Annotated in this window: 12 protein-coding genes; 11 read left to right on the plus strand and 1 reads right to left on the minus strand. The window is 68.1% G+C overall.

Annotated features, from left to right (window positions below):
- The first annotated feature begins 52 nt into the window (after positions 1 to 52).
- From JQX08_RS17715 to JQX08_RS17745, 7 genes are all read left to right on the plus strand, one after another.
- The gene (locus JQX08_RS17715; protein ID WP_205349886.1) at positions 53 to 343 is read left to right on the plus strand and encodes a c-type cytochrome; all 291 of its coding nucleotides are present in this window, start codon (positions 53 to 55) and stop codon (positions 341 to 343) included.
- Between the two features lie 46 nt (positions 344 to 389).
- Positions 390 to 1,022, plus strand: coding sequence for a c-type cytochrome (locus tag JQX08_RS17720; RefSeq protein ID WP_205349736.1), 633 nt, complete (start codon positions 390 to 392; stop codon positions 1,020 to 1,022).
- A gap of 144 nt (positions 1,023 to 1,166) precedes the next feature.
- Positions 1,167 to 1,799: a thiol:disulfide interchange protein DsbA/DsbL gene (locus tag JQX08_RS17725; protein WP_205349737.1), complete on the plus strand. Its 633-nt coding sequence runs from the start codon at positions 1,167 to 1,169 to the stop codon at positions 1,797 to 1,799.
- Between the two features lie 14 nt (positions 1,800 to 1,813).
- The gene (locus JQX08_RS17730) at positions 1,814 to 2,677 is read left to right on the plus strand and encodes an endonuclease/exonuclease/phosphatase family protein (RefSeq protein ID WP_430472550.1); all 864 of its coding nucleotides are present in this window, start codon (positions 1,814 to 1,816) and stop codon (positions 2,675 to 2,677) included.
- An 11-nt stretch (positions 2,678 to 2,688) separates the two neighbouring features.
- The gene (locus JQX08_RS17735; protein WP_205349739.1) at positions 2,689 to 4,593 is read left to right on the plus strand and encodes a GGDEF domain-containing protein; all 1,905 of its coding nucleotides are present in this window, start codon (positions 2,689 to 2,691) and stop codon (positions 4,591 to 4,593) included.
- 92 nt (positions 4,594 to 4,685) lie between these two features.
- Complete coding sequence (locus JQX08_RS17740; RefSeq protein ID WP_205349740.1) at positions 4,686 to 5,279, plus strand: MarC family protein; 594 nt, start codon at positions 4,686 to 4,688, stop codon at positions 5,277 to 5,279.
- Entirely contained in the window at positions 5,276 to 6,052 is a 777-nt protein-coding gene (locus JQX08_RS17745) for an N-acetylmuramoyl-L-alanine amidase (protein WP_205349741.1), read from the plus strand. The genes JQX08_RS17740 and JQX08_RS17745 overlap by 4 nt, the downstream gene beginning before the upstream one ends.
- 9 nt (positions 6,053 to 6,061) lie before the next feature.
- Here JQX08_RS17745 and JQX08_RS17750 read toward each other — a convergent pair whose 3' ends face one another.
- On the minus strand, positions 6,062 to 6,463 hold the full coding sequence (locus JQX08_RS17750) for a response regulator (protein WP_205349742.1): 402 nt from the start codon (positions 6,461 to 6,463) through the stop codon (positions 6,062 to 6,064).
- A 150-nt stretch (positions 6,464 to 6,613) separates the two neighbouring features.
- Between JQX08_RS17750 and JQX08_RS17755 the strand changes: the two genes are divergently transcribed.
- The 4 genes from JQX08_RS17755 to JQX08_RS17770 are packed head-to-tail and all read left to right on the plus strand — an operon-like array spanning position 6,614 to position 12,712.
- Entirely contained in the window at positions 6,614 to 10,099 is a 3,486-nt protein-coding gene (locus JQX08_RS17755) for a response regulator (RefSeq protein ID WP_205349743.1), read from the plus strand.
- The gene (locus JQX08_RS17760; protein ID WP_205349744.1) at positions 10,099 to 10,908 is read left to right on the plus strand and encodes a CheR family methyltransferase; all 810 of its coding nucleotides are present in this window, start codon (positions 10,099 to 10,101) and stop codon (positions 10,906 to 10,908) included. The genes JQX08_RS17755 and JQX08_RS17760 overlap by 1 nt, the downstream gene beginning before the upstream one ends.
- The gene (locus JQX08_RS17765; RefSeq protein ID WP_205349745.1) at positions 10,905 to 11,519 is read left to right on the plus strand and encodes a chemotaxis protein CheB; all 615 of its coding nucleotides are present in this window, start codon (positions 10,905 to 10,907) and stop codon (positions 11,517 to 11,519) included. The genes JQX08_RS17760 and JQX08_RS17765 overlap by 4 nt, the downstream gene beginning before the upstream one ends.
- Positions 11,513 to 12,712, plus strand: coding sequence for a hybrid sensor histidine kinase/response regulator (locus JQX08_RS17770; RefSeq protein WP_205349746.1), 1,200 nt, complete (start codon positions 11,513 to 11,515; stop codon positions 12,710 to 12,712). The genes JQX08_RS17765 and JQX08_RS17770 overlap by 7 nt, the downstream gene beginning before the upstream one ends.
- Positions 12,713 to 12,720: the final 8 nt, after the last annotated feature.

Below are 12,720 nucleotides of genomic sequence, written 5' to 3' on the forward strand. Positions count from 1 at the left end.
CACAGCAGTCTGCGCACAAGAACGCAGGACGTTCCTTGCCGATGAGGTCAATCTGATGAAGTTGTTGCTGATTGCCGCCAGCGTCCTGCTGGCCTGCTCCGCGCAGGCGAGCCAGGATCCGGAAGCGGTGTTCAACCGTAGCTGCGGTGCGTGTCACAACGGTCAGTTGCCGATGGCACCCAAGAAGGGTGACGCGGCAGCCTGGAAACCTCGCCTGGACAAGGGCATGGACACGCTGGTGCAAAGCGTAACCAACGGTTTGACCGCCATGCCGCCACGCGGCATGTGCACCGACTGTAGCGCCGAGGACTACCAGGCCGTCATCCACTGGATGAGCCGATAGCCTAGGCTGGAATCTTCTCTCCCCTTAGCCGTAATTGGATTAGCTGATGAACAAAGTACTCGTGAGTCTGCTGTTGACCCTGGGCATCACCGGTATGGCCCATGCCGCAGGCGATGCCGAGGCCGGCAAGAACAAGGCAGCCGTGTGTGGCGCATGCCACGGTCCGGACGGCAACAGCGTTGCCCCGAACTTCCCGAAACTGGCCGGCCAAGGCGAGCGCTACCTGCTCAAGCAGCTGAAAGACATCAAGGCCGGCACCGCACCGGATGCCAAGCCTGAACAAGGTCGCAAGGTGCTGGAAATGACCGGCATCCTGGCCAACTTCAACGACCAGGACCTGGCCGACCTGGCCGCCTACTTCGCCAGCCAGAAGATGGGCGTCGGCGCTGCCGACCCGGCCCTGGTCAAGCGCGGCGAAGCGCTGTTCCGCGGCGGCAACCTGGCCGACGGTACCCCAGCCTGCACCGGCTGCCACTCGCCGAACGGCGCGGGCAACGCCGCCGCCGGCTTCCCGCACCTGGGCGGCCAGCACGCGCAGTACGTCACCAAGCAGCTGACCGACTTCCGCGAAGGCAACCGCACCAACGACGGCGACAGCATGGTCATGCGCACCATCGCCGCCAAGCTGAGCAACAAGGATATCGCGGCGGTATCCAGCTACATCCAGGGCCTGCACTAAGGCACGCTGGGGTAGGAAGAAAAGGGTGGCCACGGCCACCCTTTTTCATTGGTGCCGCCGCTACAATAGCCGGAACCCGCGCGCGCCAAATCGGTCGAACTGAAGCCGCCGGCGCGGCGGCATCCAACTGCCAAGGAGTGATCCATGCGTAATCTGTTTGTGTCTGCCGCCTTTGTCGCCATGAGCCTGTTCGGCCTCTCGGCCCAGGCCGCCGAGCCGATCGAAGCCGGCAAACAGTACACCGAGCTGAGCAGCCCGGTGCCGGTCGCCAAGCCCGGCAAGATCGAGGTGGTGGAGCTGTTCTGGTACGGCTGCCCGCACTGCTACCAGTTCGAGCCGACCCTCAACCCGTGGGTCGAGAAGCTGCCTGAAGACGTCTACTTCCACCGCATCCCGGCGATGTTCGGCGGCGTCTGGGACGTGCACGGCCAGCTGTTCATCACCCTCGACACCATGGGCGTCGAGCACAGGGTGCACACCGCGGTGTTCGAAGCCATCCACAAGGAAGGCAAGAAGCTGGCGACCCCGGAAGAAATGGCCGAGTTCCTCGCCGGCCAGGGCGTCGACAAGGACGCCTTCCTGAAGACCTATAACTCCTTCGGCGTGAAGGGTCAGGTGGCCCTGGCGAAGAAACTCGGCATGGCCTACCAGATCAGCGGCGTACCGACCATGGTGGTCAACGGCAAGTACCGCTTCGACGTCGGCTCGGCCGGCGGCCCGCAGCAGGCCCTGGACGTCGCCGACCAGCTGATCGCCAAAGAGCGCGCTGCCAAGTAAGGACCATGACCATGCTGCGGCGGTGGGGTGGTAACGAGCGTGTCGCCCGCCCGCAACAGCCGCGGGTCAACACCGCGTCGGCCGGCGACTTGCCGGCCGACGGGCGCTTACGCCTACTGAGCTTCAATATCCAGGTCGGCAACAGCACCGAGCGCTACCACCACTACCTGACCCGCGGCTGGCAGCACCTGCTGCCGCACACCGGGCGGGCGCTCAACCTGCAGCGCATCGGCGAGTTGCTCGGCGAGTTCGACCTGGTTGCCCTGCAGGAAGCCGATGGCGGCAGCCTGCGCTCCGGCTACGTCAACCAGGTCGAGCGGCTGGCCCAGCTCGGCGACTTCCCCTACTGGTACCAGCAACTCAACCGCAACCTCGGCCACCTGGCGCAGCACAGCAACGGCGTGCTCAGTCGCCTGCAGCCGAACCTGCTGGAAGACCATCCGCTGCCCGGCCCTCCTGGACGCGGCGCGATCCTGGTGCGCTTCGGCGAAGGCGCCGACGCCCTCGCCGTGGTGATGATGCACCTGTCGCTTGGCCAGAAGACCCGCGCCCGCCAACTCGCCTACGTGCGCGAACTGATCGGCGGCTACCGCCATCAGGTGCTGATGGGCGACATGAACACCCACGCCAGCGACCTGCTGCAGCATTCGCCGCTGCGTGACCTCGGCCTGCTCGCGCCGCAGGTTGAAGCGACCTTCCCCAGCTGGCGCCCGCAACGCTGCCTCGACCACATCCTGCTCAGCCCCAGCCTCGCGCTGGAGCGCGTGCGCGTACTGCCACAGGCGATGTCCGATCACCTGCCGGTGGCGGTCGATATCCGCCTGCCCGACACCCTGAGTGGCGCTCTGCCACCTATGCTGCCTGAACCCGACCGCTGAGCATTTCCCCGATGAGCAATGACGCCCAGCGCTGGAAGGACAAATACCTCGCCAGCCTCGAGCAACAGGAAACCCAAGAACGCCGCTGGGAGGAGCGCCTCGACCTGCTCCGCCGCGGCCTGGTGCGCAGTTCGCTGGCCGCCGAGGGCAGCGACAAGGCAGTCGATCAGTGCATGCAGGAGCTGCGCGACATCGTGCGCGGCGAACAGATGGACGCCGGCCTCGCCGGGCTGATCCCGCGCCTGGAAAAGGCCGTGCTCGACTCCGAGCAGCGCCGCCAGCAACGCGTGCAGCAGAACGTCGGCGCGCTCGCTGCGCTGGCCCAGCAGCTGCTGCACCTGGAGCTGCCGCGCGAGGTGCGCAAGCCGCTCAAGCAGTTCGCCAAGCGCATCGACGAGCGCGCCGGCCAGTCGCGCGAGATGCCGGCGCTGCTCGCCGAACTGAGCCATCTGCAGCAGCAGGCGCTCGCCCACCTGGAACAACCGCAGGAGGAACGCCCGGGCCTGCTGCAGCGCCTCTTCGGCGCCCGCGACGAACAACCCGAGGCGGCCACACTGGCGCTCGAGGCGGTGCCCGCGGCGAGCGAGCTGCCGTCGGCCGTGATCACCCCGCCGTTGGTTGACGCAGCGCCGGACGCCGCCGCAATCGCCGTCGCTGCCGTGCCGGTGAGCAGCGCGCCGGCGGCCGCAGAAGCCGTAATCGAGACGCCGGTCGCCGCCGTCGCCGAGCCCGCAGTCAGCCACATCGTGCCGAGCACCGCCCGCCCGTCGCGCGACAGCGCCAGTCTCGACAGCCTGCCGCTGGCCGCCAGCGTGCTGCTCGGCGAGACCAGCGGCGACCCGGCCTACGCCCTGCCGGCCGGCGAGCCGGGCTACAGCGCCATCGCCCCGCACGTCGCCGACAGCCTGCGCAAGCTGCTCGACGAGCTGAAGCTGCCGGACTTCCACCAGGCGCAGGCCGACGCGCTGCGCGAACGGCTGAGCGGCGGGCTGAACTGGTATGAGCTGGTGCCGGCGCTGGACGACCTGGCGGTGCTGGTGCTCGCCGTGGCCGACGGCGGCCAGCGCGAGTTCGCCGGCTACCTCAAGCAGCTCAACGAACGCCTCGCCGACTTCCTCGGCCACCTCAGCGCCGCCCACGACGGTTATGCCGATTCGCTGTCCAGTGCGCGCCAGCTGGACAACGAGCTGCGCGAACAGGTCAGCGACCTGCAGCAGAGCGTGCAGGACGCCGCCGACCTGCCGAGCCTCAAGGCCACCCTGGAGAGCCGCCTGGAAGGCCTGCTCGGCCGCATGATCGACTACCACCGGCAGCGCGACAGCCACGAACAGGAGGTCAAGAACCGCCTGCAGGGCCTGGTCGAACGCGTCGCGGTGATGGAGCAGGAGGCCGGCAGCTTCCGCGAGCGCCTCGAAGTGCAGCGCCAGAAGGCGCTGGTCGATCCGCTCACCGGGCTGGCCAACCGCGCTGCCTGGAACGAACGCCTGGAGCTGGAAGTGGCGCGCCGCCAACGCTACGGCGGCGAGCTGCTGCTCGCCGTGCTCGACGTCGACCACTTCAAGCGGATCAACGACGGCTTCGGTCACCTGGCCGGCGACAAGGTGCTCAAGCTGATCGCCGGCGAGCTGGCGCGGCGGGTGCGTAAGACCGACTTCATCGCCCGCTTCGGCGGCGAGGAATTTGTCCTGCTGCTGCCCGGCACGCCGCTGGATGGCGGCAAGCAGCTGCTCGACACGCTGCGCCAGGCCATCGAGGCCTGCCCGTTCCACTTCAAGGGCGAGCCGCTGACCATCACCCTGTCCGGCGGGCTCTCGGCGTTTGCCCAGGAAGACCAGCCGGCCAACGTCTTCGAGCGCGCCGACCAGGCGCTGTACCGCGCCAAGCACGCCGGGCGCAACCGCATCGAACTGGGTTAGCCGCGCGCCGCGCGGCCCATGCCGCGACGCATCCACGACAGCGCCTCCCGGCAGCAGGCTTTACACTACAGCGCATCGGTCTGGAGCCTGCCATGGATATCGTCAGCATCGCCGTCCTGTTGTTCTTCGTCATGGACCCGTTCGGCAACATCGCCATCTACATCGCCGCACTGAAGAACGTCGCCCCCGAGCGGCGCATGCGCGTGGCGCTGCGCGAGCTGCTGTTGGCCCTGGTCCTGCTGCTGCTGTTTCTCACCTTCGGCGACAAGATCCTCAGCGGCCTCGGCCTGTCCCGCGAGGCCACGGCGATCGCCGGCGGGATCATCCTGTTCGTCATCGCCATGCGCCTGATCTTCCCGCCACCGCAGGGCGTACTCGGCGAACTGCCGGGCGGCGAGCCGCTGCTGGTGCCGCTGGCCACCCCGGCAGTGGCCGGGCCCTCGGCGCTGGCGGTGCTGCTGACCCTGCGCAGTACCCAGGCGGCGCCGCTCTGGGAGCTGTACCTCGGGGTGTTCCTGGCGTGGGCGGCGACCGCGGCGATCCTCCTGCAGGCCTCGTTCCTGCAGCGCTTCCTCGGCGCCCGCGGGCTGCTCGCGGTGGAGCGCCTGACCGGCATGCTGCTGATCATGCTCAGCGTCGACATGCTCCTCGACAACCTGCAAAGCGTGCTGCACATCGCGCCATGAAATACCTCCTGCTCCTCAGCCTGACGCTGCTCGGCGGCTGCGCCAGCGGCCTGCGCATCGACACCAGCCACCCGTCGCGCAACTTCGACAGCCGTGCGCAGTACATCGTCCTGCACTACACCTCGGCCGACCTGCCGCGCTCGCTGGAGCTGCTCACCGTTGGCGAAGTCAGCAGCCACTACCTGATCGGCGCGCAGCCGCCGACCATCTACCGCCTGGTCGACGAGAACCAGCGCGCCTGGCACGCCGGGCAGAGCGAATGGCAAGGGCGCACCTGGCTGAATGCCAGTTCGATCGGCATCGAGTTGGTCAACCCCGGATACGAGGACACCGCCAACGGGCGGGTGTGGTACCCCTATGACGAGGCGCAGATCGAGGCGCTGATCGTTCTGCTGCGCGACATCGTGCAGCGCCACCACCTGCCGGCGGCGAACATCATCGGCCACAGCGACATCGCGCCGATGCGCAAGCTCGACCCCGGCCCGCTGTTCCCCTGGCAGCGCCTGGCCGCCGCCGGCTTCGGCCGCTGGCCGCAGGCCGCCGAGGTGGCGCGCCTGCGCAGCCGCTTCACGCAGGCGTTGCCGGAGATCAGCTGGGTGCAGCGCGAGTTGAGTCAGATCGGCTATGCCGCGCCGCGCAGCGGGGTACTGGACGAAGCCACCCAGCACGCTTTGGCGGCGTTCCAGCTGCACTACCGGCCGAGCCGCTACGACGGTGTGCTGGATGCCGAGACCGCCGCACTGCTCGGCGCGCTGGCGCTCAGCAGCCCCTGAACCGGCGTTTCAATCGGCCAGCAGGGCGCCGACCCGGTTGCGCAGCAGTTCGAGGCTGAATGGCTTGGTGATGCTGTCGGTGGGTGCCTGCAGGTCGCGGGCGCGCACCTCAGCGAGCAGATCCTGCTCCGGGTAGCCGCTGGCGAACAGCACCGGCAACTGCGGGCGCAGGCGGCGCGCCGCCTGGACCAGCTCGCAGCCGCTCATGCCCGGCAGGCCGACATCGCTCATCAGCAGGTCGAAGCCCTCGGCTGAACCGAGCAGCGCCAGCGCCGGCGGCGCCTCGGCCACCGCGGTGACCCGATAGCCGAGCTCTTCCAGCACTTCCACGGTGAGCAGCCGCACGATGTCGTCGTCCTCGACCAGCAGCACGGATTTCGGCGACGACTCAGGGGATTCGGGGTTGGGCATGCAAGCCTCTCGAGTGGCGGCGGCAGTTTCACGGGCAAAGTTTCGCCCGGGCAGGCAAACTTCGGGGAATCGACGCTGTCAGTCTGCCATACGCGCGCTTCGCCCAGCAGCGTGAATAGCGCCTACGCCCACCCGCCTGCGGACATCCCCATGCCCAATCAGTCAGCTCTGGACGAAAAAAGTTTCCGGCAAATTCTCAACCGCAACGTGCGCCTGCCACTCGGCCTGGGGCTGCTCAGCGCGCTGGTGTTCATCCTGCTGATCGGCTATCTGCTGACGGTGATCAAGTGGGTGGAGCACACCGACCAGGTGATGAACACCGCCAGCGAGTCGTACAAGCTCAGCCTGGACATGGAAACCGGCATCCGCGGCTACCTGATCACTGGCGACGACAGCTTCGTCGGCCCCTATGACGTGGCCCGGCCGAAAGTCAAAGCCAACCTCGAGCACCTCGCCGAGCTGGTCGCCGACAACCCGCCGCAGGTCGAGCGGGTGCGGCGCATCCTCGCCCTGCAGCTGCAGTGGGACCAGTTCGGCCAGGACATGATCGCCCTGCGGCAAAGCGGCCGCGACTACGAGTCGATCATCAGCAGCGGGCGCGGCAAGAACCTGACCGACGAGATGCGCAAGGAGTACGACGCGTTCCTCACCAGCGAGCGCGCGCTGCGCCAGCAACGCAACCTCGAGGCGAACAACAGCACGCTGCTGACCATCGCCCTGTACGTGATCATCAGCCTGCTGATCAGCGGCTTCCTCGCCTGGTTCGGCCGCCGCGAGCTGCTGCGCCTGTCGGAGTCCTACGGCAAGTCGCTGGCCCAGCAGGAGGCCTACGCCGAAGAACAGCGCCAGCGCGCCTGGGTGCGCGGCGGGCAGACCCAGCTGGCCGAACGGGTGCTCGGCGAGCAACAGGTGCCGAGTCTCGGCACCAAGGCCCTGGATTTCCTCGCCGAGTACCTCGACTGCGCGGTCGGCGCGATCTACCTGCGCGACGCACAGACTGGCGACCTGCAGCGCATCGCCAGCTACGGCTTCAGCCAGGAGCAGCAGGAACGCGAACAACACTTCTACCGCGGCGACGGGCTGGTCGGCCAGGTTGCCCTGAGCCAGCGCGTGGTGCACCTGGACAACCTGCCGGCCGACTACCTGAAGGTCAGTTCCGGGCTCGGCCACGGCGCGCCGCTGCACGTGGTGCTGGTGCCGCTGCACGCCGACGAGCGGGTCAACGGCGTGCTCGAACTGGGCTTCCTGCGTCCGCTCGGCGCACGCGACAGCGAACTGCTCGAGCTGATCGCCAGCAGCACCGGCACCTCGCTGGAAGCCGCACGCTATCGCCAGCGCCTGCAGGAAGTGCTGGCCGAAACCCAGCAGCTCAACGAGGAGCTGCAGACCCAGCAGGAGGAGCTGCGCGCGGCCAACGAGGAACTCGAACAGCAGGCGCGCATCCTCAAGGAATCCCAGGCGCACCTGGAGACCCAGCAGGCCGAGCTGGAGCAGACCAACGAGAAGCTCGCCGAGCAGGCCCAGGCGCTCGCCGAACAGCGCGACCGCCTCGACGAGAAGAACCACGCACTCGGCCAGGCGCAGGCGCAGCTGGAAGTGCGTGCCGAGGAACTGCAGCGCGCCAGCCGCTACAAGTCGGAATTCCTCGCCAACATGTCGCACGAGCTGCGCACCCCGCTGAACAGCTCGTTGATCCTCGCCCGGCTGCTCGCCGACAACCCGCAGGGCAACCTCGACGCCGAGCAGGTCAAGTTCGCCGAATCGATCTACGCCGCCGGCAACGACCTGCTCAACCTGATCAACGACATCCTCGACATCTCCAAGGTCGAGGCCGGCAAGCTCGAGGTGCACGCCGAGCCGCTGCGCGTCGCCGGCCTGCTCGATGGGCTGCGCGACCTGTTCACTCCGCTGGCCGGCGAGCGTGGCCTGCAGTTCGTCGTCGAAGCCGGCAGCGGGCTGCCGGAACACTTCAGCAGCGACCGCCAGCGCGTCGAGCAGATCCTCAAGAACCTGCTGGCCAACGCCTTCAAGTTCACCGAGCGCGGCCAGGTCAGCCTCAGCGCGGCGCGCCAGGCCAACGGCCTGGCGTTTGCCGTGCACGACACCGGCATCGGCATCGCCGCCGACCAGCAGCAGCTGATCTTCGAGGCGTTCCGCCAGGCCGACGGCACCAGCAACCGGCGCTTCGGCGGCACCGGCCTGGGCCTGTCGATCTCCCGCGACCTGGCCCAGCTGCTCGGCGGCGAGATCAGCGTCAGCAGCACGCCCGGCCAGGGCAGCACCTTCACCCTGCTGCTGCCGGAGCATTACAGCCCGCGCAGCGGTCCGCCGCCGCTGCCGACGAGCAGCGCGCCGCAACCGCCGCGCGCCGCTCCCGCACCGAGCCCCGAGCCGCCGGCACCGCTCACCGCGCACTTCGCCGACGACCGCGAGCGCCTGGCGCAGGCCAACAGCCGCTGCGTGCTGGTGATCGAGGACGAGCCGCGCTTCGCGCAGATCCTCTACGACCTGGCCCACGAGCTGGGCTATGTGTGCCTGGTCGCCCACGGCGCCGACGAGGGTCTCGAACTGGCGCGCCGCCACCGGCCGGACGCGGTGCTGCTCGACATGCGCCTGCCCGACGGCTCGGGGCTGAGTGTGCTGCAGCGCCTCAAGGACGAAGCGCCGACCCGGCACATCCCGGTCCACGTGATCTCCGTGGAGGACCGCAGCGAGGCGGCGCTGCACCTCGGCGCGATAGGCTACGCGCTCAAGCCGACCACTCGCGAGCAGCTCAAGGGGGTGTTCGCCAAGCTGGAGGCCAAGCTCGAACAGCGCGTCAAACGCATCCTGCTGGTCGAGGACGACGCCCTGCAGCGCGACAGCATCGCCCGCCTGATCGGCGACGAGGACATCGAGATCACCGCCGTGGAGCTGGCCAGCGACGCCCTGGCGCTGCTGCGCAGCACGGTGTTCGACTGCATGATCATCGACCTCAAGCTGCCCGACATGCACGGCAACGAGCTGCTGCAGCGCATGGCCAGCGAGGAGATCTGCTCGTTCCCGCCGGTGATCGTCTACACCGGGCGCAACCTGACCCGCGACGAAGAGGCCGAGCTGCTCAAGTATTCGCGCTCGATCATCATCAAAGGCGCACGGTCGCCGGAACGACTGCTCGATGAAGTGACTCTATTCCTGCACAAGGTCGAGGCCGAGCTGTCCAGCGAACGCCAGCGCATGCTCAAGACCGCGCGGCACCGCGACAAGGTCTTCGAAGGCCGGCGCATCCTGCTGGTCGACGACGACGTGCGGAACATCTTCGCCCTCAGCAGTGCCCTGGAGCAGAAAGGCGCGCTGATCGAGATCGCCCGCAACGGCTTCGAGGCGCTGGACAAGCTGCGCAGCGAGAGTGACATCGACCTGGTGCTGATGGATGTGATGATGCCGGGCATGGACGGCTACGAGGCGACCCGCGAGATCCGCAAGGAGCCGCGCTGGAAGCACCTGCCGATCATCGCGGTGACCGCCAAGGCGATGAAGGATGACCAGGAGCGCTGCCTGCAGGCGGGCGCCAACGACTACCTGGCCAAACCCATCGACCTCGACCGACTGTTCTCGCTGATTCGCGTATGGCTGCCGAAACTGGAACGTATCTGATGCCCACCGAGATCGAACTGCGCCTGCTGATCGAGGCCATCTACCTGCGCTACAACTACGACTTCCGCGACTACGCCGGTGCGTCGTTGAAGCGCCGTGTGCGCCAGGCCCAGGCGCAGTTCGGTTGCGCGACGATCAGCGCGCTGCAGGAGCGCATCCTCCACGACCAGGCGGCGTTCATGCAGTTGCTGCAGTTCCTCACCATCCCGGTCAGCGAGATGTTCCGCGACCCCGGCTACTTCCTCGCCCTGCGCCAGCAGGTGGTGCCGCTGTTGCGCACTTACCCGTCGCTGAAGATCTGGGTGGCCGGCTGCAGCACCGGCGAGGAGGTCTATTCGCTGGCCATCCTGCTGCGCGAGGAAGGCCTGCTCGAACGCAGCCTGATCTACGCCACCGACATCAACCCGCACTCGCTGGAGAAGGCCGAGCAGGGCATCTTCGCCCTCGACAACCTGCGCACCTACACCGACAACTACCAGAAGGCCGGCGGCCAGAGCGCGTTCTCCGACTACTACACCGCGGCCTACGACCGCGCGCTGTTCGACAAGTCGCTGCGCGCCAACGTGACCTTCGCCGACCACAGCCTGGCGACCGACAGCGTGTTCTCGGAGACCCACCTGGTGTCCTGCCGCAACGTGCTGATCTATTTCAACCGCGGCCTGCAGGATCGCGCCCTCGGGCTGTTCTACGACTCGCTGTGCCACCGCGGCTTCCTCGGCCTGGGCAGCAAGGAGAGCCTGGACTTCTCCGCCTACGCCAAGCACTTCGAGCCCGTGGTGCGCCCCGACCGGATCTTCCGCAAGCGATGAAGCGCGCAGCCCAGGTGCAACTCGGCGGCCGCCCGCACGCGCCACTGGCGGCGCTGGTGATCGGCGCCTCGGCCGGTGGCATCGATGCGCTGCTGCGCCTGCTCGGCGCGCTGCCGGCCGACTACCGCTTGCCGATCGCCTGCGTGCTGCACCTCCCCGATCAGCCCGGCAGCCTGCTCGCCGCGCTGTTCCAGCGCCAGCTGGCGCTGCGCGTCAAGGACGCCGAGGACAAGGAGCAGCTGGCCGCCGGCACGCTGTACTTCGCGCCGCCCGGCTATCATCTGTCCATCGAGCAGGACCACAGCTTCTCGCTGAGCCGCGAGGAGCCGCGGCACTTTTCCCGGCCATCGATCGACTTCCTCTTCGAGTCGGCGGCCGACGCCTACCAGGAACGCCTGGCCGGCGTGCTGCTGACCGGCGCCAACGAAGACGGCGCCGCCGGCCTGCTGCACATCCAGCAACGCGGTGGCCTGACCCTGGTGCAGGAGCCCGCCGACGCCCAGGTGCCGACCATGCCGGCAGCCGCGCTGGCGCTGTTGCAACCCGATTTCCTCCTCCCGCTCGATGCCATGCCGGCGCTGCTGGCGGAACTGGATAGCCAACCATGCTGAGAAAGATCGAAGCCAAGCTGCTGATCGTCGACGACCTGCCGGACAACCTGCTGGCCCTCGAAGCCCTGTTGCAGGGCGAAGAGCGCCAGGTGTTCCAGGCCACCGACGCCGACCAGGCGCTGGCCCTGCTGCTCGAGCACGAGTTCGCCCTGGCCATCCTCGACGTGCAGATGCCCGGCATGAACGGCTTCGAGCTGGCCGAGCTGATGCGCGGCACCGAGCGCACCAAGCACATCCCGATCGTCTTCGTCAGCGCCGCCGGGCGCGAGCTGGACTACGCCTTCAAGGGCTACGAAAGTGGCGCGGTGGACTTCCTGCACAAGCCCCTGTCGCCCCACGAGGTGCGCAGCAAGGTCTCGGTGTTCGTCGAGCTGTACCGCCAGCGCAAGGCACTGAGCCGCCAGCTGGACGCCCTGGAACAGGCACGTCGCGAACAGGAGGCGCTGCTCGCCGAGCTGCGCGCCACGCAGAGCGAGCTGCAGAACGCGGTGCGCATGCGTGACGACTTCATGTCGATCGTCTCCCACGAGCTGCGCACCCCGCTCAACGGCCTGACCCTGGAGATCCACCTGCGCAAGCTGCGCCTCGAACAGAACCGCAGCGAGGCGTTCACCCTCGACAAGCTGCGCGCCATGACCGAGCGCGACGAACGCCAGATCAAGAGCCTCACCCGGCTGATCGAGGACATGCTCGACGCCTCACGGATTCGCACCGGCAAGCTGTCGATCCGCCCGCAGCAGTGCGACCTCAGCGACCTGACCCGACGCGTGCTGGAGAACTTCGCCGCCCAGGCACACAGCGCCGGCAGCCCGATCGAGCTGCATGCGCCGGAGCCGGTGCTGGCCATCGTCGACGAGTTCCGCATCGAGCAGGTGATCGCCAACCTGCTCACCAACGCCCTGCGCTACGGCGCGCGCAAGCCGATCAGTGTGCGGGTCAGCGCCGGCAGCGAGGGGCCGCGCCTGGAGGTCTGCGACCAGGGCCTGGGCATCTCCGCCGAGGATCAGGCGCGCATCTTCCAGCAGTTCGAGCGGGTCAACGGCACCGGGGTCACCCAGGGTCTGGGCCTCGGCCTGTTCATCAGCGAGCAGATCGTGCGCGCCCACGGCGGGCGCATTGAGCTGCTCAGCCAGCCCGGCGAGGGTTCATGCTTCACGGTGATCCTGCCGCGCGAGCCGCAGGGCGTGCTCTAAGGCCGCTC

Origin of the sequence: Zestomonas insulae (genome assembly GCF_016901015.1) — a bacterium.
GTDB lineage: Bacteria > Pseudomonadota > Gammaproteobacteria > Pseudomonadales > Pseudomonadaceae > Aquipseudomonas > Aquipseudomonas insulae.